The sequence below is a fragment of the Weissella kandleri genome, from assembly GCF_001438705.1.
Lineage (GTDB): Bacteria > Bacillota > Bacilli > Lactobacillales > Lactobacillaceae > Weissella > Weissella kandleri.
Genome location: NZ_JQBP01000002.1, coordinates 142188 through 164019, shown reverse-complemented (window position 1 = coordinate 164019; position 21832 = coordinate 142188). Strand labels below are relative to the sequence as shown.

Sequence of the window (21832 nt, the reverse complement as noted above, 5' to 3'; positions counted from 1 at the left end):
AAAACTGCGCCTATTTGCGCAAAATCAGACCTATTTTCATCCGCTCGCTTGCCTCTTAAACTTGGTCCTTTCTACATAAAAGCGCCCTACAATCAACGCCTAACTAACTTTTAATAACCCATTTGATGATAGGTGTCTTGATCTAGCACGACATCGATTTCACCAATAAATTCGCGAGCCGGCGCTTTGACAAAAGTATGCTTAAAGACATATAAGCCATCACTTGGATCTTCAACCTCAATGCCACCCATATCATATGCCGATAAATGCTCATCTAATGCCCACTGAATCATCGCCGTTTGTACCGCATAAGGCGCGTAGTAAATGTTACCGTCCATTGATCCCGCATACATATACCAGATTTTATCACCATACTTAAAACCTATCCCGGTCGCTAACAATTCACCATCTTTTTCTGCCATGTAAATTCGCATTGTGTCACCATTCGCAGCCCCAAACGCAGCAAGTAAACGCTCAAAATACGCTTTCGGACGGTACGAAATACCATGCCGATCAGCCATATCAGCATACGTAGTGAAAAAGGCTTCCAAAGCAGTGGCATCGTCAGCCCAACGAACTGTAACCCCGTCACGGATTGGGCGCTTTAACTTGCTTTTCGTTTTCGATGGGTATAAATCAAACGTTTCTTTTGCGTCCGGCCATTGGGTCAAATCAATAATCATATTCCGCCGCGGTTGAATCGTCGCATGCATCCCGTCAGCGTCCACATTCCGATTCCGCGTAACATAACCATGGGCCTGCAAAGCAGTATTAAAAGCATCACTATAATCCAATTCTGGATCAAAACGCAATAAATAAACTGGCTCATCTGCTAAAGCTTGCTTTGCCTCTGCCACTAAGCGATCAACTAAATCTAAATCATTAAAATCAACCACAGGTCCTTTTGAGGCATAGGCAAATTTTTGACCATTGGGCGTTGTACTCATTAAAATCGACATCGCCGCAATAATCGTTCCTTCGTCATTCTCTAAATAAACGTATCGTGGTTCCCAATTATTTTTAACTTGGCTCCACCGAATATCTTGAGTAATGCGTCCAAAAGGTGACGTTTGAACAAAGGCTTGATAACGTTGCACCGCCGCTGCATCATCTAAATTTAAAACTGGCATAATGACCTCTCTTCTATTTTAAAATAGTAATATTGTTTATGTTAATTTTTCATTTTAACATACTACGCACCCTTAACTAACATGCGTTAAATTTTTTTACCAAAAGGGTTTATTCAGGGTTCAAAAGTCCTAATTTCCACTGCAAATAAGCATTCATAAAGCCATCTAAATCACCATCTAAAACGGCCTGGGGATTTCCACTTTCATAATTCGTCCGATGATCTTTTACCATCCGATACGGTTGTAACACGTAAGAACGTATTTGTGATCCCCAACCATTTTCTAGGTGTTCTCCTGAAATTTCCGCACGTTCCTCAGCTTGTTTATCTAACTCTAGTTGGTATAATTTAGCCCGCAACATCGCATATGCCGTATCCTTGTTTTGAAATTGCGACCGTTGTTGTTGTGAGGTAACGACAATCCCCGTTGGAATATGGGTTAACCGGACAGCCGATGAGGTCTTATTAATATGCTGTCCTCCGGCCCCAGATGCGCGATAAACATCCATTTTAACATCGGCGGGATTAATATCCACTTCAATTGAGTCATCTAATTCTGGCATCACATCAACCGAAACGAACGAAGTATGGCGCCGACCAGCCGAATCAAAGGGTGAAATCCGGACAAAACGATGTACGCCCCGCTCAGAACGCAAATAACCAAACGCATTGTGCCCAACAATCCGCAGTGTCACGGAATCAATCCCCGCCACGTCTCCAGGATGATAATCCATCACTTCCACTTGAAAACCGTGTTTCTCCGCCCAACGCGTGTACATCCGTTGTAAATTTGCACCCCAATCAGCTGATTCGGTTCCCCCTGATCCAGGATGGATTTCCAAAATGGCATTATTCGCATCATAAGGCTCACTCAACAGTTGTTCCAACCGATATCGCTCTAAATCGGCCTGTAATTTATCAAAATCAGCCGTCAATTCTACTTCAATTTCTGGGTCATCAATTTCTGATAAAAGTTCTAACGATGTTTCCACATTTTCAATACCTGACGTCAGCTGTAAATAATTATCGCGCCGTTGCTTTAATTCATTATTTTCATCAATTACCTTTTGCGCTGCTTCATGATCATTCCAAAAATCACCTTGCATCATAAAGTTTTCATTCGCGGCAATTTGATCAGTCAACGCATCTAAATCTAAATTATCACCCAATTGTTCAATTTCAGGTTTCATCTGTTCTAATTTTTGCCGAATTGGTACTAATTCCATCACTTACTCTTTTACGAATCTTAAATTTTATCAAATTTACTACAAATCATCTTGGTTCTTCACTGAAAATGCCAAACAAAAAGAGGCTGGACAAATTACCAACCCCTTTTCAAACTACCGCCAAGTCAGTTTGAAATTGCTTGACCTAACCGTATTACATCGTTAAGTTCTGCCGAATTTCGGACTTCATAAAGAGGCGTGTAACTTCGTACTCAATTTTTTCAATCATCTCTTCAAACATGCGGAAGCCTTCGTTTTGATACTCGATCAAAGGATTCAACTGACCATACCCACGCAATTGAATTGCATCACGTAATTGGTTCATCGCTTCCATATGATCGGTCCACTCTTCATCAACCACCCGCAAAATTACCACCCGAGTAAATTGTAACAGTTGTTCTTCATCCCGCAAGTCGCTGACCTTATCCGCGTAAACCTCTAAGGCTAAGTTATACAGATAGTCCGTCAATTCTGATCGCGTTTTATTTTCTAATTGTTCAGGATGTACCATCGCTTCTGGCATCAATGTCGCCCGCATAAATTCAGCAATCATGTTCAAATCCCATTCTTTGACTGAACCCAAGGTATTGGCTTTCACCACTCGTTCAATTGTCCGTTGTACCATTGGCAACAAAACGCCTTCCAATGACTTTTGCGCATCAATCACGTAGTTACGATCCCGATAAAAGACTTCTCGCTGTTGTGACATCACATCGTCATATTGCAAAACGTTCTTTCGTGAATCGTAGTTGTTTCCCTCAACCCGTTTTTGCGCTGATTCAACTGAACGGGTGATTAATCCATTTTTAATAACGGCATCTTCATCTTCAAGATTCATTTTATCCATCATGATTTTAATCCGGTCACCACCGAAACGAATCATCAATTCATCTTCCAAAGATAGGAAGAATTGTGAATATCCTTTGTCACCTTGACGACCTGAACGACCACGCAATTGGTTGTCAATTCGGCGTGATTCATGCCGCTCAGTTCCAATCACGGCCAAGCCACCTAATTCAGCCACCCCAGGGCCTAATTTAATATCGGTTCCTCGACCAGCCATATTGGTCGCAATCGTTACTGCACCACGTTGCCCCGCATTCGCAATAATTTCAGCTTCGCGGGCGTGATTCTTCGCATTCAATACATTGTGCGGAATGCCAACCCGCGTTAACAACTTGGAAATTAATTCTGAGGTTTCAACAGCCACCGTACCAATCAAAATTGGCTGTCCTTTGGCATGTAATTCTTGAACTAGTTCAACCACCGCCCGGAACTTAGCCTGCAAAGTTGGATACAGCAAATCTGGTTCATCCACTCGCGCATTTGGTCGATTCGTGGGAATAGTTACAATTTCCATATTATAAATTTCGCGGAATTCTTCAGCCTCAGTCTTAGCTGTTCCGGTCATCCCAGACAATTTCTTATAACGTCGGAACAAGTTTTGATAGGTAATTGAAGCCATCGCCCGGTTATCTTCTTGAATTTGAACCTGTTCTTTGGCTTCCAAAGCTTGGTGTAGTCCATCTGAGAAACGCCGGCCTTCTTGAATTCGACCAGAAAAAGCATCGACTAAGACTAATTCTCCATTACGAACCACGTAATCCTTATTATTTTCCATAGTGTAATTAGCGCGCAAAGCTTGATCCAAATGATGGGTTAAAGCCGTATTAGCTGAAGAATATAAGTTCTCCAAATTAAAATAACGCTCAGCCTTCGTGATTCCATCATCAGTTAGCATGACTGCCTTGGCTTCCAAATCCACCTCAAAATCTTTATCTTTCACTAATGATTTAACAAAACGATCCGCCCGAATATAAAGTTGCGTTGATTCTTGCGCGGGCGCCCCAGAAATAATCAACGGTGTCCGAGCTTCATCAATCAAAATTGAATCTGTTTCATCCACTAACGCAAAATTCAATGGACGTTGTACCCGATCGGATGCCTGAGTCACCATGTTATCACGAAGATAATCAAAGCCAATTTCTGAATTAGTTGAATAAGTAATATCAGCTTGATAGGCGGCACGCTTTTCTTCAGCTGATTGATCCGATAGATTAATCCCCACCGTCATGCCTAACCACTTATACAATTCACCCATTTCGGTTCCGTCACGTTGGCTCAAATACTCGTTGACAGTAACAACGTGCACCCCTTCACCGGGCAAAGCATTCAAGTAAACCGCCATCGTCGCCGTCAATGTCTTTCCTTCACCGGTCTTCATTTCCGCAATATTACCGCCATGTAAAACGACAGAACCCATGATTTGTACGGGGAATGGATATAAGCCCAAAACCCGCTTAGCAGCTTCGCGCACCACCGCAAACGCCTCAGGCAAAAGGTCGTCCAATGTTTTACCTTCTTTTAATAACTGCCGAAAATAAGGGGTTTTAGCTTGTAAATCTGCATCACTTAATGCCGCCATCTCATCTGCATAACTTTCAACTTTATCTGCTACGCGACGTAACCGCCGTAACGTCCCACGGTCACTTTCAATCAAATTCCTAACTGGATTTGCCATTTTTTATCTTCACCTTTGCATCCAAATTTTTAAATCTAATTTTTACCGTTCAGTTGCCATTAATTAAACCACTATCCTTGGTGGCTAACTGATCATGCACAACCTTACAACATAACGGTAAACTATACCAATTCTTCATAACACCTATTGTATCATAGTCTATACTATCACAGTATGATTTTATCAACCGCGTGCCTTGGATTTTGCCTAGCGGTCCAGGGGGGAATCTTCGTCCTTTCCTTTCATTTTATGCTAAAATTAAATTAAATTATTAATGTGCCAAAAAGTCAGTGTTTTATCAGCATCCTTTCCAGCTGGTTCCACCGGCAAAATCACATTTCCGAGAGAGGATTTTTCAAATGGAAGAATTAAAACCGGATATTTTACATGAAGTCATTCAAAAACGTTTCGCCCAGGCTAATAAAACGAGCTTTGGGAACGCCCTGTTAATCGGAGGTAGTTTGCAATATGCCGGTGCCATTTTAATGGCTGCTTCTGCCGCCGTTAGTTCAGGAATTGGGCGCTTAACCGTTGCAACGCAAAGAGAAAATCTCACTGCTTTGCGCGTGCGTAATCCCGAGGCCATGGGACTTGACTGGAGTCACCATGGTCCAGTTTTAGACCAAGTTCGCAAGTGTAACGTCGTCTTAATTGGTCCAGGAATGGGCGAATCCGATGAAGCAGCTGAACTAGTACGGGCAACCATGCGGGCGATGCGTCCCGGGCAAAATCTCGTGATTGACGCTTCCGCCTTAAACTTGATTGCTGATCATCATATCATGGTTCCAACGGACGTCTTCACCATTGCAACTCCTCATCAAGGTGAATGGGCTAAACTTTCGAGTGTCATGATCCCGTATCAAGGGTCAATGGAGCTCAACGATCTGCAACGCCAAAACTTAAATCTAGACGTCCTCGTCTTAAAGCAACATCATACCGTGGTACTTAGCGACAATCGCCAAGTTCAACTACAAATTGGTGGGCCTTATCAAGCTACTGGAGGAATGGGCGATACCTTGGCGGGGATGATTGCTGGCTTTATCGGTCAATTCGCGGAACCACGCCGGGCTACCGAGGCAGCCGTCTATGCCCACAGTGCAATTGCCGAAGAACTCGCAGCGCACAACTGGGTGGTTCAACCTAGTCTAATTGCTGATTACTTACCTAATTATATGGCCCGGATCAACACCAACCTTTAAAATTTTCGAAGTTTCGTATGAGCACTATTTCAGATAGCGCTCTTTTTTATATTCATTTTCCTGCCGTCCATCTAATTGATTACAAATAAAAACACGCCGGCCTTTTAGCCCGCGTGCACTTTTAGAAGCAGTAACTAAGTACGCTTCAAGGGGGAACTATTTATCTCCCTGTATTCAATTGTCATCGGTTATGATTAAAGGTCTAATCTGCAGTTTTAGACGCCTGTCATTAATCAAAACCCCGCCAAATTCATCACCAATAATACTAGCCTAAACGTCTTGGTTCAAACCAAGTCATATCAGGAGCAGCTTATTAGCATAGCCATAAATATTATCAATCTAGTTGATACTGATGACTCGTAATAAATCTGATTGCTAGTGTTCCTAGGATGACCTACTCATGGCCTGATGTTTATCTTTTAAATTTAATGATACGCAATTTCCTAGTCACTACTGTGATATGCCCTCGTTTATGGATAGGTTATTCAATGTGAATTGGTCGAAAATATCAGATTGTTCCAAATTCTCTACCTCCCTTTCCTTTAGGTTAATTACATTATAACATCGAATGAAAACGTTTGCAATTAAAACGCTTTAATTTTCGTCATTGTTTTTAGACAAATCAATGACCATTACATTTGTTCTAAAACATATTCTTGCAAAATTCCTTCACGCACACCTGACGATGAAAAAATGACTTCTTTTGAGTTCGTAATTTCAATTAACCGCATTAAGGGTAATAAACCACCAATAATAATATCAGCCCGGTTTGCCTCGCTACCTAAGCATTCCGCGCGTTGCTGTAGTGTTAATTGACATAATTCATTAAATAATTCCGCCACCCGGCTCGTTGACAAATGATAACCATGAAAATCTTCTTCATCTGGCAAACCTTGACGTTTCCGATTTAGCCGCGCCAAGGTTCGATTAGCGCCCCCAAGCAAAACAATGGGCAATTGGTCCGTCTCTAGCCAAGGTAATTCAGCATATTTTTGATCAATAAAATCAATCGCGGCGTCGAGGTTTCGTTGTTCCAACAAACCATCCACATCTAAATGGAAGCGTTCAGCTAAATTGACCGCCCCAAATGGTAAGCTAATAAAATTCGCTGCCATTTGCTTTTCAATACCTACCAATTCAACACTAGCACCCCCAGTATCTAATAACCAAGCGTCCGATAAAGCTAAGGTCGATTCCGTACCTAAATAATCATAATAAGCTTCTTGGTCCCCGGTTAAAACTCGGACATTGATTCCAAATTCGCTATACAAAGGCAAAAGTAAATCATTTTTATTTAAAGCTTCCCGGACTGCTGCCGTCGCAATCCCAATAACTTCAATTGCCGGATATTTTTGATAAATCTGGTAAAAGCCACGCACAGCTGTTACAACACGTTCAATCGCGGCTGGTTGTAAATACCCCGCATTTTGAGTCATGCCCTCCGCTAAACGCGTGTCTTGCTTTTGTCGCAAGACTTCTTCAACTTGTCCGTCTGCAGTCACTTCTTCAATGACAAAACGGGTTGAATTAGAACCTAAATCTACAATTGCCAAAAAGCTCATATTAATACCTCATCTGAACTACTAATCCCAGTATTGAATTCCCATTGCCGCGCGAACTTCTTGCATCGTAGCTTGCCCAACTTGCCGTGCCCGCATTGAACCTTCTTTTAACATATTCAAAACGGCCACTGGATCGCTTGCCAAGGTCGCCCGCCGGTCCCGAATCGGTGCTAACTCAGTATCCAGCACTTCAAATAATTCTTTTTTCAACTTCATATCGCCCAGTCCACCGGCTTGATATTGTTGCTTTAATTCATCCACACGGGCTTGATCGGTCGCAAAAATATCTAAGTAAGTAAAGACCATATTCCCTTCAATATGTCCTGGATCTTCAACGCGCACATGAGTCGGATCAGTATACATTGACTTAACCTTAGCCCAAAGCTCATCGGATGAATCCCCTAAGTAAATTGCATTCCCAAGAGATTTTGACATCTTGACACCATCCAAACCCGGAATTCGTCCCTGACCCTTTGGTGGGAAGTAACCCACGGGTTCTTTTAACAAATCAACACCATAGACTTTATTAAAAGTCCGGACTAATTCACGCGTTTGTTCCAACATAGGCTCTTGGTCATCTCCAGCTGGAACCACCGCACCCTTAAACAAAGCAATATCAGCAGCTTGTGAAACCGGATAGATAAAAAATCCAGCAGGAATTGATTCACCAAAACCTTTTTGTTGAATTTCTGTCTTAACAGTCGGATTGCGTTGCAAACGGGCAATCGAGACTAAATTCAAAAAGTATTCCGTCAACTCAGATAATTCGGGAATCGCTGATTGGACAAAAATAGTCGTTTTTTGCGGATCAATCCCCACGGCTAGATAATCCAAAGCCACTTCTAACAAAGAGTTATGAATTTTTTCAGGATCCCGCGCATTATCAGTAAAAGCTTGCTTGTCAGCAATCATGATGTAAGGATCATACTTCCCTGAATTTTGTAAAGCCACGCGATTCTTCAATGACCCCACATAATGCCCAATATGCAATCGTCCTGTGGGCCGATCACCTGTCAACAATACTTCTTTTTCACTCATTTTTCTTCCCCATTCTCATCGTTTTTATTTTTTAACTGAATTAAACCCACGCTAATACCTAATGCTTTTTGCACCGCAGGCATGATTTCTGGCGGTAGCATCCCAATCTTATCTTGGACGCGTGATTTATCAATCACGCGTACCTGTTCTAACAAAATTGTCGATTCGCGACTAATCCCTGTACCAAGAGTGCTCGCGTTCAGTCGCACATGGGTCGGCATTAATTTTGCAATCTTTTTAGTGGAAATCGGTGCAATGATTGTCGTTGGAGCATGTACGTTCCCCATATCGTTTTGTAAGATTAAAACAGGACGTACACCACCTTGTTCTGAACCTTTCTTGCCATCTTCCAAATTAGCATACCAAATATCTCCACGCCGGATAACCTTAGTGTTACGCTTTTTAACCGTCATGCAATTTTCCTCTATAATTCATCAATCTATTAAGTATCGTGGCAAACGCGCTGCCAAATTAGTTGCAACTTCATATGGAATTGTTTCTAATCGATCAGCTAACATTTCTAATGTCACCTGTTGATTCAAAACTGAACCAATCAAGGTAATCGTCGTCCCCACTGGCACAGCTTCCGGCAAAACAACCATCAATTGATCCATCGCAATTCGCCCAATAATTTGGACATGTCTTCCATCTGGCAAAAGGCCATAACCACCTTGCAGTTTGCGCAAATAACCATCCCCATAGCCAATTGGAACGGTCCCAATCCAAGCTGATTGTTCAGTGGTATATGTAGCACCATAAGAAACCGAAGTCCCCGCTTCCACTTGTTTGACCTGGACCAAGTTGGCTTTTAATTGCAAAACGGGTTGTAAGTCTCGCGGTTGTAAAGCCCCTTGTGAGGCATCAAAACCATACATGCCGGCGCCAACTCGAATCGCATCCGTTGAAGGCACAGCATGCCATAAGGATGTCGCCGAATTCGCTAGGTGTCGCCAGACATCCTTAGGTAATCCCAAATCATCAACCAACGCGTGCCAACGCTGTAATTGTTGCTCGTAATAGGTGTTATCCGCCATGTCAGCGGTCGCAAAATGCATACCAATGCTATGTAGTTTAAAATGTTGTTCGGTTTGGATTAACTCAACCACCGCTTTTAACTCATCAACATGCCGAATTCCAATGCGCGTCATCCCAGTATCCACGGCGACTGCCACTAAAAGTGGAGTCGCCCCGCTTAAATTATTTTGTGCTGATTGTAACCACGCTAAACTCACGACTGGCACAATTAATTGATTTTGAACTGCCAAATTCAAATTCTGCGGTTCAACTTCACCTAATATCATAATTGGCAATGTAACGCCAAACTGGCGTAACCAAATGCCTTCATCTAAGGTGGCCACCGCAAAAGCGTCCACCCCAGCCCGCAAAGCTGCCGTCACAATCTGTGCGCTTCCGTGCCCGTAAGCATTCGATTTAACCACAGCCACAAATTTTTTGGCATGCGTTAGGTTCCGAATATAATCAACATTATGAGCCAAGGCCGAAGCCGAAATTTCAATCCAAGCTGGCCGATGCGTACTAACCGAAACTTCTTGCGTAGCTAAATTTTCTAAAATAACTGAAGTTTTAACTAAATCATCCGTATGTGAAATCGAAAGGTACGCCCGAAGCTCTTTTTGTTTAGGATGCATTTGAAAAACGGGTTTTCCGCTTTCATCATTTGTAATCTGTAATTGTTGCCAGCCTAAGCCACGGCCAATTCCAGTTCCTAAAGCCTTACCATACGCTTCTTTAGCAGCATAGCGTCCGGCTAAAAATTCAAAACGATGCTTGCCCACACGCGTATTAAACTCTTCTTGCTCAGCGGGTGTTAAAATTTTTGCAATAAAATTTGGCTGGCGCTCAACTAAAGCTTTAACTTGCGAAATCGTCTGAATATCAATCCCATGTCCAAAAATCATAGCTGTCCCCTTTATGTACTTCCTTTAACAAGTAGTTTCTAATCATTACATTTTATCATATTTCCACTAATAAATAGTGCTTCTCCTAGAGTCCATTTTAAAACTAAAAAAAGACTAATGCCAGTTTTATGACATTAGCCCAATTTTTAGTTTAATTAATCTTGATTTTCACGAATCACAAACTTCCGCCGTCCAGAAGGGCGTGAACCACGTTGTGAACGATCCCCTGACCCAGTCCGTGAACCACGATCGTATGACTTCCGCCGTTCTGAATCATGTCCGCTCCGCCGATAACCACCATTCCCGTTACCTTCACGGCGACCGCCACGGTAGCCTCCGCCATTGCGAGATCCATGTGATCCGCCACGTGAACCACCACGACCATACTTCTTGTTTGGCAATGGACGTTCCCGGGTCAACGTAAAGTCAGATTCAAGTTGTGACAAATTAGCCGCTGAGGCCAACAAAGCCGCTGCTAATGTCCGGGCCTCATACTTTTCTAACAAAGTATCGATTTCATCCCCAACTAAGTTCGTATCAACTGAGGCCACCACGTTATCAACAGAACTAACCGCAGTCTTCATGCGAGCAGCCATAGCCTCTTCACGTGTATATGGCTTCAAAGCTAGCATCCGCTTCTTCGTTAACTTTTCAATTTCCTTCAAGTAATCCAATTCTGAATTAGCAACAAAAGTCACTGAAGTTCCGTGCGATCCGGCCCGACCAGTCCGACCAATCCGGTGCACATATGATTCAGATTCTTGTGGAATATCAAAGTTATAAACGTGTGTAACACCTGAAACGTCCAAACCACGCGCGGCCACATCAGTTGCAACCAAAATGTTAATTTCACCGTGCTTAAACGCCTTTAAGACTTGCGTTCGTTTTTGTTGCGTTAAATCACCATGGATTCCTGCAGCATCAAAGCCCCGCAATTCCAAACCACGGGTTAATTCGTCCACGCGACGCTTCGTACGCCCAAAGACAATGGCCAATTCTGGCTCTTGTACGGCCAAAATCCGCGTAAATGTATCAAACTTCTCTTGTTCACGCACGCGCACATAATATTGATCGACCAAATCAGTCGTCAATTCTTTAGCGGCAATTTGCACGTGTTCAGGGTTCGTCATAAATTGAACCCCAATTCGCTTAATAGCGGGTGGCATCGTAGCTGAGAACAGCAAAGTTTGTCGTTCACTTGGCACCGCCTTCAAAATTGCTTCAATGTCTTCTAAGAAGCCCATGTTTAGCATTTCGTCAGCTTCATCTAGGACCAAAGTCTTAACGTGAGACAAATCAATCGTTCCCCGGCGAATATGATCAATTAAACGTCCAGGGGTTCCCACGACGATATCAACTCCACGCTTCAAACCATCAATTTGACGCCGAATATCAGCACCACCAAAGACCGCTTGGACTCGAACACGCTTATCTCGGCCTAATTTAAATAACTCTTCTTGTGTTTGATTAGCTAATTCCCGAGTTGGGGAAACCACCAAGGCTTGGACTTGACGACTATCATTAATCATCTCTAAGATTGGTAAACCAAACGCGGCAGTTTTACCGGTTCCGGTTTGTGCTTGTCCGATGACATCCCGGCCTGCTAAGGTCAAAGGAATTGTCTCCTCTTGAATCGGTGTAGCTTCAACATAGCCATGTTTTTCAATGGCTGTCAGTAGGTCTTTTGTGAGACCCAATTCTGAAAACTTCAAAATCTTCCTCCAATTGCGAAATTAATTTCGCTGACTAAATGAAAATTCTTTGAACAGAGCATAACCTGGTCACAATCCGGCGACTTAATAACGCATTATTCCCTGGCAAAGAATTTTTTACAACCTATTAAGGTTACCGCATTTACTGATAAAATACAAGAACTTGTTTTAAGAAAGTGTTTTAACCCGAAATGATGGCCACCACCACTTAGTAAAAACGTCAGTGCAATGCAGATTGTATATTTAGTAAATAAAAAAGCAGACTCAGTCACCCTGATCTACTCAATATACTGATGATTACTCGTATTAAGCATTTTGATGTTATTATTCATCAACAATCTGGATATCACCATTTAGATTAGTTATTTTTTGAATAATATGATCATAACCTCGCAAGATATGATCTGCATTATTAATTGTAGTTACACCATCGGCCATCAAGCCCGCAATGACCAATGCGGCTCCAGCCCTAATTTCGGCTGCTGAAACGACACCTCCATGCAATTCATGGCTGGGGCGAATCGCAATCAACCCGTGTGAAAGACTCTCAACATCCATCCCTAACTTATTAAGTTCTGGAATGTGGCGCGTCCGCTCGGGATAAATCTCCTCAGTAATGACGCTTTCTCGATCAGCCAATGCTAACATGGGTGTAATTGGTTGTTGCAAATCGGTCGCAAAGCCGGGGAAAGGTGTCGTTTTGACCTTGATAGTCTTAAATTGTGTCGTTTTGGGAACAAAAATACTATCCTCACGTACGTCCAAATCGACCCCGGATTCCACCATTTTAGCGATATATGCATCCAAATGTTCAGGAATAATATTTTTAACTAAGACCCCATCACCTTGCGCTGCCGCCATGGCTAAGTAAGTTCCCGCTTCAATCCGGTCGGGAATGATCGTGTGCGTATTATGTGATTCCAAATGTTGCACCCCGACAATGCGGATGGTATCCGTCCCAGCACCTCGAATTTGAGCCCCCATATTATTTAAGAAGGTTGCCAAATCAATTATTTCCGGTTCTTTCGCCGCATTTTCTAAAATTGTGACTCCTGCAGCACGGACGGCAGCCAAGATAATATTAATCGTCGCTCCCACTGAAACCATGTCTAAATAAATCCGAGCGCCATGCAAACCATGGGGAGCATTAATTTTAACCGTGTCATCGTCATATTCCACTTCCGCCCCGAGGGCCTCGAAGCCTTTAATATGTTGGTCAATGGGCCGGGGGCCAATGTTATCACCCCCCGGGAAAGTTACTTCGGCTTGCCCGAATTTCCCCAACAAAGAACCCATGAAATAATATGATGCCCGCAAACTCTTAATCGCGGTTGAAGGTAGCTTGGCTTCCTTAATCTGCGTTGGGTCAATTGTCAAAACCCCATGTTCAAATGTTGAATGAACATCCATTGATTCCATAATAATTTGCAAATTATAAACATCCAAAATATCTGGCACGCTGTCAAATTTAACAACGGTATCGGCTAAAATTGATGCCGGAATCAATGCAACCGTAGAATTTTTTGCCCCACCAATGGAAACCTCTCCTGACAGACGCCTTCCGCCATGAATAATTAATTTCTTCATCATTAAACCTCGATTGATAGGGAATTCTAGCCCCATTTTTTCATAATTTCTTTTTTAATAATCAGTTCTGTTCGTAGTCATGTTTTAAGACTATCTATTAACATCCTTATCACACCAATATTTTACAGTAAAATTACAATATTAACAACAGGTAACTAAAAACTTATAAAATTATTTTACCACGGGCACTAACCACTATCCAAAAGAAAAAACGAAGTGCAAGCACTTCGTTCCATCGCATTTTTAATTTTTCAAATTAAGCTTCATGGTTTTTTAAAGCTGCTGCCACGAAGGCTGCATACAATGGTTCTGGACGATTAGGACGTGAGATGAATTCTGGGTGATATTGTGCGGCAATAAAGAAATCATTACTTGGCAATTCAATAATCTCCATCAAACGATCATCAGGTGAAGTTCCAGCAAAGACCATTCCAGCCGCTTCAAATTCTTCCCGATAAGCCGTATTAAATTCAAAGCGGTGTCGGTGACGTTCTTGTACTTCAGCTGTTCCATAAATCTCACGAGTCTTAGTACCTTCTTTTAATGCGGCCGGATACAATCCCAAGCGCAAAGTTCCGCCACGCGTCGTAACTTCTTTTTGATCATCCATCAACGCAATCACGGGCGTTGACGTCTCTGGATTAAGCTCAATTGAATTTGCATCCGTATATCCTAAAACATGCCGCGCAAATTCAACGGTTGCTAGTTGCATTCCCAAACATACTCCTAAGAATGGCACATTATTTTCACGGGCATATTGAATGGCTAAAATCTTACCTTCCGTTCCACGTGCCCCAAAACCACCTGGTACAATAATTCCGTCTGCGTCAGCTAAGATTTCAGCTACATTTTCTTCGTTCACTGATTCAGAATTAACCGCGTTAATTTCGACTTCGGCATCAACCGCATAGCCACCAGCACGTAAAGCTTCATTAACTGAAATATAAGCATCCTGCAAATCAGCATACTTTCCAACCAAGGTAATCTTCAAGTGTTTCTTCAGATTTTTGATACGCTCAATCATCTGCGTCCAAGCAGTCAAATTAGCTGAAGGAGCTTTAAGACCAAAATGCTTTAAGACCACGTCGTCCATCCCTTGAGCTTGCATATTGTTGACGATTTCATACAATACATCAACGTCCATGGATTCAATAACTGCTTCAGGTGCCACATCAGTAAAGAGTGCCAACTTATCACGCATTTCTGGTGTAATATGTTGCTCTGTCCGTACGACCAACATATCAGGTTGAATTCCTAATGAACGTAATTCAGTAACTGAATGCTGGGTTGGCTTAGTTTTCATTTCACCAGCCGCCTTCAAATAAGGAATCAATGAAGTGTGAATATAGAAAGTGTTTTCTGCTCCTACGTCACGCTTCATTTGCCGCAACGCTTCCACAAATGGCAATGATTCGATATCACCGACCGTTCCTCCAACTTCCGTAATTACAATGTCAGCGTCCGTCGTTTCGGCAGCGCGCATCATTTTTTCCTTCAAAGCGTTAGTGATATGTGGAATAACTTGAACAGTCGCTCCATCATAATCTCCCCGCCGCTCTTTTGCCAAGACTTCTGAATAAATCCGGCCTGAAGTAATGTTTGAATAACGATTTAAATTAATGTCAATAAAACGTTCATAGTGTCCTAAGTCTAAGTCAGTTTCCAAGCCATCTTCTGTCACAAAAGTTTCACCGTGTTGATATGGTGACATTGTTCCTGGATCAATATTAATATATGGATCAAATTTTTGAACCGCGATTTTAAATCCGCGATTCTTCAATAAACGTCCCAAAGATGCAGCTACAATTCCTTTTCCAAGTGAAGAAACCACTCCACCAGTTACAAATACATATTTCGTTGCCATACGTTTATTGCCTCCCTCGATACCTGTGCCTGATTCCATTCCATAGAGCTGTTATTCAATAACCCGTTAATCCTGTCGGCAAAATTATACAATAAAAAAATAAAAATGCTCCCTCTGCTAAAAATAGCATTGGGAGCACGAAAGTTCTTTTATTCGTCGAGTTGCTTTTTCAAACAACAGCCCGGGACTTTATTATACATAAATATTATTAATAAGTCAAAGATTTATTTCTCAATATCGCCTGACCCATAATCATCATCAACATTCTTACCAATTCCGCTGATTTCATCCCCGATTCCATTTGAAACTTCAAATTCATCACCGGCAATTGCATCGTCGTCATCATCGTCGTCCGTATCAGTCTCAACTTCATCAGCATCAGCCACGGCTGCTGTTTCATCTGCTTCAACAGGCTCTTCTTCAAAGTCGTCTTCTTCAGGATCATCATCCCAACCAACAACGTCATCATCGTCTGCATCCAACAAAGCTGCAACCTTCTTTGGAGTCTTTTTCTTCTTCTTTGGCGCTTTTTCTTCTTCTAAGTCCAAGTGAATCTCTTCGTTGATTGAATCAAATGGATACCAAGAACGCAGTCCCCACATATTTTCACCCAAAGAGATAAATGAACCGTCAATGTTTAAATCAGTATAGAACTGGGGCGTCCGCTCAGCAGTTTCCGCATCACTCTTACCAATAAATTCTTGCACTTGTTTCAACAAATCATAAAAATTCATTGTTTCATGCCGCTCATGTAAAATTTCGCGAGCCACTTCAATCATTGAGAGCTCATCTTTATTTTGGTTGTCAAACTTTGATAATGCCAAATCACGCACATCCTTTCGATGAATTACTAACAATTAATAATACCTTATTTTAAACTTTTCTTCAATGTAATTTATACTTTAATTTAAACAATCTGCCCATTTTTGATATGTTGTTGGAATTCTTGATAGATCGGAGTCATCAAATCATCTGTCGTTTGGATCTGTAGCATCTCACGTGGGAAGAAATACCGTGCATTCCCATATGTCTTGCCTCGCAACGCTTGGACCAGTCGACTTTGCATAGAAAGTTCTACTAAATGACCATCAGGATGCAAAATTTCAATCTGGGTTTTTGCATTCTTATTGTTAGGATGATATAAATCATATGCCGTATCAAAACTGTCATTTTCTGCCGTATAATATCTAACGTCAAATCCGGCTGCTTCGATAATCTGCCGAATTTCTGGTAAATGTGATCGCGAATCATCCGTGATTTCAAGTGATTTGAGCGGTTGACGATCTAAAAAGCGTTTAGCTAAATCAGATAAAACTTGATCGTGCGCATGCCGCCATAGATTAATGTTTTCTAAAATGGAAGCATCATCTAAATCCAGATATTGACTCAAAGTAATTTGCCCTTCAAATAATGGAATTAAATCGGGAGTAATAAAATTAGGCGCCGCAAATTGACTTGAAACCTCACCTCGATATAATTGGGTCGCCCGTTCAAGTAAATGCGTCAGTAAGACCTCAATTCCCCGAGAAACCGGGTGGAAATAAACTTGTTCATACATTTGATAACGTGACACAATGTAATCTTCAACCGTCGTCATCCCTTTTTGTTCAAAGGCAATCCCAGCCTGCACTGGTCGCATCAAATGAATAATCCGTGCTAAATCAAAAGTTCCATACGTAGCACCAGAATAATAAGCATCCCGCAAAAGATAATCCATCCGATCGGCATCGATTTGTGACGAAATGAGCGCGACCACTTGTTTATTGGGATACGTTTTAGCAATCACCTGAGCCACCTTATTAGGTAGCTCTGGATTCGTCGCCGCTAAGACTTGGTGAACTTCCGTTTCAGGTGAAAGAATGATATCTTGTGTGTACTTTTCATGGTTTGTTTTAAAGATGTGTTCGAAGGTATGCGAATAAGGACCATGCCCCAAATCATGCAACAAAGCAGCACTCAATAACACTTGTCGCTCACTGGGATCCCACACTCCTACACCGAGTTCATCACTCGGCTGGGTAAATTGTTCCATATGCTTGGCAATTTGGCGTGCAATTTCATAAACTCCTAACGAATGACTGAAGCGTGAATGTTCAGCCGTATGAAAGACTGTATTCGCTACCCCTAACTGTTTAATTCGGCGCAAGCGTTGAAATTCACGTGTATCTACTAACCGCAAAATCAATGGATCATCAATCCGAATGAAATTATGTACTGGATCTCGGAATACTTTTTCCCGCATTTTTTCTCCCCCTAAGCTCTTTAGCCTATTATACCGTAAGTTACCAGCTCTTGCGAACATTTGCATCAACGGTCACAAATCGTTAGAATGAAAGTTATATTAATTTTGCGAAAGGTCGCCCATCAAAATGGAATCACGCTTAATCAAAGTTCAACTCAAAACAACCATTCAACAAGCCGACGATATCGAAACTTTTACCTTTAACGAGACCGGGACTTTAATTCAAAAAAACGGCCATTTGTATTTGCGCTTTAATGAGTCAGTCCCCGTTGAAACTCCTGTCTTAATCAAGCTGGAACCAAAAAATAATATAATGCATCTCAATCGCCAAGGTCAATCGCAGCTTAAACTGGTCTTAAATCCAAAACACTTCACGAAGGTTCATTACCAGACCCCACTTGGCTTATTACCCCTAGAGGTTAAAACAAACAATTTGGAATTTTCTTTGGCCTCGGATGTTAGCACCGGTGAAATTAAGACGCGTTACCAGCTTTATCAAAATCAGCAATTAGTTGGTAATTACACTTTTCACTTAATCTACCAAACCCGTTAATTTTTAAAGCGCCATTCATTATCATATTTTTTAACTGTCAGTGGAATGAGGTCAACTCAACCACAGGCTTTTTTTATGCGCGACGTTTTTTAAGTCAATAAAAAAGCACGATCGCAAGAGGGGGGACGCGACCGTGCCTTGTATAGTTAATTAACTATACATTTGACTATAATTATTAGGAAATCCTAATCCATATAATCTTCATTTACTTTGAAGAGTAATGAAATTCACGAAACATCTTGTGAACAATTTATATTTTACACTCTTATTTTATGAATTTCATATAAAAAATATACCTAATTTTGCACTTTAAAAGGGTAATTTTTAAACATTGATTTTCAAGTTCCCGCACTTACAATTTAATCTCAACATTTTGACTCTTACCATCACGATAATAAGTGACATCAATCGTATCGCCAACCTTATGGGCATTAATAACCCCTTGTAAATCACTTGAATTTTGAATTTCTTTACCATCGGCATTCGTGATGACATCATACTTTTGTAAGCCAGCATTGGCGGCCGGACCATTACTTTCAACCTTCAATAGCACTACCCCAGAATTCGTATCCGTTGATAACTTCAGACGACTTTCTTGATCGGCAATTGAAATTCTTGATAGGTCAACCATTTGAATACCTAATGCTGGGCGCTCAACTTTACCATTCTTTTCAAGCTGATTAATAATATTTACCACAATATTTGAAGGGATTGCAAAGCCCATCCCTTCGACCTCCGTACCGGAACCGGAACTAGCCAACTTCATTGAGTTAATTCCAATCACTTGACCAGCCATATTAATCAAAGCGCCACCTGAATTTCCCGGATTAATTGCCGCATCGGTTTGCATGACAGTCGCTTTTCCAAGCGTATTACCCGCTTCATCAGTGGATTGAACTTCTCGCTTCGTGGCAGAAATAATGCCTTCAGTTACTGAAGTCGCATATTGTGAACCCAATGGTGACCCAATAGCCAAGACTGACTCACCCGTTTGGACTTCATTTGAATTGGCAAATGCAGCAACTTTTGAAACTTTATCCGCTTTAATTTTCAAAACTGCTAAGTCAGAAGTTTTGTCCGTACCAACCACACTAGCATTTAACTTGGTTCCATTACTCAAAAGCACCTGCACAGCATTTGAGTCTTCCACCACATGATTATTCGTGACGATGTAAGCATCATTATTTGCTTTTTTATAAATCACCCCAGACCCTTCTGAAGCTTTAGTTAAATTACTATTGTCATCATCGTCTTTATTCACATTGCTAAACCAATCCCACCCCGAAGAAGTTTGCTTTTGTAAATTAATCACTGAGACAACGGTCGCCGAAGTTTGGTTAAACGCCTTGGTTGCCTGACTAGTCCCTTTTACGTCAGAATCGGTCACTTGCACCTGGGTCGTTTTGCCAGTGGTAATTTCTGGGTTCCGATTCTCCATATATTGAACCCCGTAAGCACCGATCCCACCACCAAATAATCCGGCAATCAATGCGATTAAAATTATGCGTCCTTGATTTGAATTTTGCTGCTTGAATTTCATAAGCAATACCCCATTCATTTTTATGATAACTCTAATTTAACAAATTGGACTTAAGGTTGACTTAAAGACCGCCAGCTTGGCGCTGGAAAATTTTACAACTGGGTCAACACGGTAGCCCGATCTGGATGCGTATCTAACAAGGCAAAATCATGACCAACATTTAAATCATGTGCCTGTAAAATTTGTTCCACCGTTAAGTGGGCTAGCGGAATTTGATTATTTTCTTGACTAAGATGTCCTAAATAAATTTGTTTCGTCCGTCCGCCAATCACTTGCGCTAAATTCTCGGCACCATCTTCATTTGATAAATGCCCTTCATCCCCCAAAATCCGCTGCTTTAAACTCCAAGCATATGAACCATAGCGTAACATTTCAACGTCATGATTAGCTTCCATTAAAATTGCATCCGCATTGCGCATCATCGATGACACCCGTTCACTCACATAACCGGTGTCAGTTAACATCGCAAAGGTTTTATTATGATGATGGAAGGCATAAAATTGGGGATCAGCTGCATCATGGGAAACTTGATAACTTTCGACGTCCAAATCACCAAACAATTGGGTCGAGTTTGGCGCGAAGATGCGTTTCTGCTCTTCTGGAATTACGCCAACCTTCCCGTCCATTGCTGCCCAAGTCCCTTCATTTGCATAAACTTCCATCTTATACTTGCGAGCCAAGACGCCGACCCCTTTTAAATGGTCCGTATGTTCGTGCGTAATAAACATTTTATCGACATCGGCAAGTGAGCGACCAATCGATTGCATTAAACTTTCAATTTTCTTCCCACTCAATCCGGCGTCAACTAAAACTTTATGCTCAGGCGTTTCAATATAAGTGACATTACCTGCACTCCCTGACGCTAGCATTGAAACTTTAAAATCATCTGTCACAATTTCCCTCTTTTCTACTTTTCATAACTCACTTAATCAAGGTGCCATCAATCGCATTGACTTTTAAAACCGTCTGCTTGGCACCATCTTGAACCGAAACAAACCAAATGGGAACCATGACCACATCATGATTAACCACCATTAAACGACCATAATGCAACTGACTCCAAATAATTTTCGAACCATTTGGCAATTCATTATTCTGATACAATGCAATCACCGCCGCCTCTTGCGAGATAGTTTCAACGGAGTTCCGTAATTTCTGAACATTTTGCACATAACTTTGCCGATAGCCGACCAACTGATGCTTTTGATTTAATATCAGTTCCAACCGTCCGACCCCACCCATTGTTTGATTATCTTGAAAGAGCTTTTGTTGAAAGCACAAAACCATATCAAAATTTTTATTTTGATTCACAACATGTGTCACATTTTCATTATAAACGTATTGGTCACCATGAATAAAATATTCTGGGTCTTGTAAGAGACTTTCAAGTTGTTTTCGTTGTTGAAACCTATTTTTGGAAAGCTGTCGAGGTTGTTTAAGCTCAGCCGTCAACATTTGCTTATCAGCATGATTTACCGTCTTAACAGCAGTCAAACCTTGCCGTGCTTCGCTTCCAGCCCAAGTCGCCAATTCATAATCGCCACCTAAATAATCACCAACTGATCGTTTTTGGCGTAATTTACCATAGCTAATATTATCGAGGTCCATATTACTGAATGCCGCCCCAGCACCTTCGTTATGCCGATTTTGGATAGCCCTTTGCACAATTTGGCCCCCTAAAAAAAGGTCGATTAAGATGAAGATTAAAATAAAAACACGTGTAACTTTTTTTAAATCCAT

At 41.6% G+C, this 21832-nt stretch carries 17 protein-coding genes; 2 read left to right on the top strand and 15 right to left on the bottom strand.

Translation table 11 applies throughout. The annotated features are described in order from the left end of the window. Positions 1-110: 110 nt before the first annotated feature. The 3 genes from femX to secA all read right to left on the bottom strand — a co-directional run bounded on the left by femX (position 111) and on the right by secA (position 4876). Entirely contained in the window at positions 111-1130 is a 1020-nt protein-coding gene (femX, locus tag IV73_RS02410) for a UDP-N-acetylmuramoylpentapeptide-lysine N(6)-alanyltransferase (RefSeq protein ID WP_057754367.1), read from the bottom strand. A gap of 109 nt (positions 1131-1239) precedes the next feature. Then, positions 1240-2355 carry a peptide chain release factor 2 gene (gene prfB, locus IV73_RS02405; RefSeq protein WP_057754364.1) on the bottom strand — a complete coding sequence of 372 codons (1116 nt, stop codon included), beginning with the start codon at positions 2353-2355 and terminating at the stop codon, positions 1240-1242. A 154-nt stretch (positions 2356-2509) separates the two neighbouring features. Further along, positions 2510-4876, bottom strand: a complete 2367-nt coding sequence (gene secA / locus IV73_RS02400; protein WP_057754361.1) for a preprotein translocase subunit SecA — start codon at positions 4874-4876, stop codon at positions 2510-2512. 359 nt (positions 4877-5235) lie between these two features. Between secA and IV73_RS02395 the strand changes: the two genes are divergently transcribed. Continuing rightward, the gene (locus IV73_RS02395) at positions 5236-6075 is read left to right on the top strand and encodes an NAD(P)H-hydrate dehydratase (protein WP_057754358.1); all 840 of its coding nucleotides are present in this window, start codon (positions 5236-5238) and stop codon (positions 6073-6075) included. 632 nt (positions 6076-6707) lie between these two features. Here IV73_RS02395 and IV73_RS02390 read toward each other — a convergent pair. The 9 genes from IV73_RS02390 to IV73_RS02350 all read right to left on the bottom strand — a co-directional run bounded on the left by IV73_RS02390 (position 6708) and on the right by IV73_RS02350 (position 17999). Beyond that, a complete protein-coding gene (locus IV73_RS02390; protein ID WP_057754356.1) occupies positions 6708-7637 on the bottom strand; it encodes a Ppx/GppA phosphatase family protein in 930 nt (309 codons plus the stop codon). Positions 7638-7658: 21 nt separating this feature from the next. Next, the gene (gene trpS, locus IV73_RS02385) at positions 7659-8675 is read right to left on the bottom strand and encodes a tryptophan--tRNA ligase (RefSeq protein ID WP_057754353.1); all 1017 of its coding nucleotides are present in this window, start codon (positions 8673-8675) and stop codon (positions 7659-7661) included. After that, complete coding sequence (locus IV73_RS02380) at positions 8672-9088, bottom strand: type II toxin-antitoxin system PemK/MazF family toxin (protein ID WP_057754350.1); 417 nt, start codon at positions 9086-9088, stop codon at positions 8672-8674. Before IV73_RS02380 ends, trpS begins: the two co-directional genes overlap by 4 nt. A 21-nt stretch (positions 9089-9109) precedes the next feature. Then, on the bottom strand, positions 9110-10594 hold the full coding sequence (alr, locus tag IV73_RS02375; protein ID WP_057754347.1) for an alanine racemase: 1485 nt from the start codon (positions 10592-10594) through the stop codon (positions 9110-9112). 155 nt (positions 10595-10749) lie between these two features. Beyond that, positions 10750-12306 carry a degradosome RNA helicase CshA gene (gene cshA, locus IV73_RS02370; RefSeq protein WP_057754344.1) on the bottom strand — a complete coding sequence of 519 codons (1557 nt, stop codon included), beginning with the start codon at positions 12304-12306 and terminating at the stop codon, positions 10750-10752. 324 nt (positions 12307-12630) lie between these two features. After that, a complete protein-coding gene (locus IV73_RS02365; RefSeq protein WP_057754342.1) occupies positions 12631-13893 on the bottom strand; it encodes a UDP-N-acetylglucosamine 1-carboxyvinyltransferase in 1263 nt (420 codons plus the stop codon). Positions 13894-14149: 256 nt separating this feature from the next. Continuing rightward, positions 14150-15757, bottom strand: coding sequence for a CTP synthase (locus IV73_RS02360; protein WP_057754339.1), 1608 nt, complete (start codon positions 15755-15757; stop codon positions 14150-14152). Positions 15758-15981: 224 nt separating this feature from the next. Next, positions 15982-16581 (bottom strand): DNA-directed RNA polymerase subunit delta, encoded by a 600-nt coding sequence (rpoE, locus tag IV73_RS02355; protein WP_057754787.1) that lies wholly within the window; start codon positions 16579-16581, stop codon positions 15982-15984. Positions 16582-16664: 83 nt separating this feature from the next. Then, a complete protein-coding gene (locus IV73_RS02350) occupies positions 16665-17999 on the bottom strand; it encodes an HD domain-containing protein (protein ID WP_057754336.1) in 1335 nt (444 codons plus the stop codon). A 127-nt stretch (positions 18000-18126) separates the two neighbouring features. Between IV73_RS02350 and IV73_RS02345 the strand changes: the two genes are divergently transcribed. Further along, positions 18127-18552: a YwiB family protein gene (locus tag IV73_RS02345; RefSeq protein ID WP_057754332.1), complete on the top strand. Its 426-nt coding sequence runs from the start codon at positions 18127-18129 to the stop codon at positions 18550-18552. 352 nt (positions 18553-18904) lie between these two features. On the opposite strand, the gene IV73_RS02340 is transcribed toward IV73_RS02345, so the two are convergent. The 3 genes from IV73_RS02340 to yycI all read right to left on the bottom strand — a co-directional run bounded on the left by IV73_RS02340 (position 18905) and on the right by yycI (position 21832). Next, complete coding sequence (locus tag IV73_RS02340) at positions 18905-20092, bottom strand: S1C family serine protease (RefSeq protein ID WP_057754329.1); 1188 nt, start codon at positions 20090-20092, stop codon at positions 18905-18907. A gap of 92 nt (positions 20093-20184) precedes the next feature. Further along, on the bottom strand, positions 20185-20985 hold the full coding sequence (locus IV73_RS02335; RefSeq protein WP_083485532.1) for an MBL fold metallo-hydrolase: 801 nt from the start codon (positions 20983-20985) through the stop codon (positions 20185-20187). A 28-nt stretch (positions 20986-21013) separates the two neighbouring features. Beyond that, positions 21014-21832, bottom strand: a complete 819-nt coding sequence (yycI, locus tag IV73_RS02330; RefSeq protein ID WP_057754326.1) for a two-component system regulatory protein YycI — start codon at positions 21830-21832, stop codon at positions 21014-21016.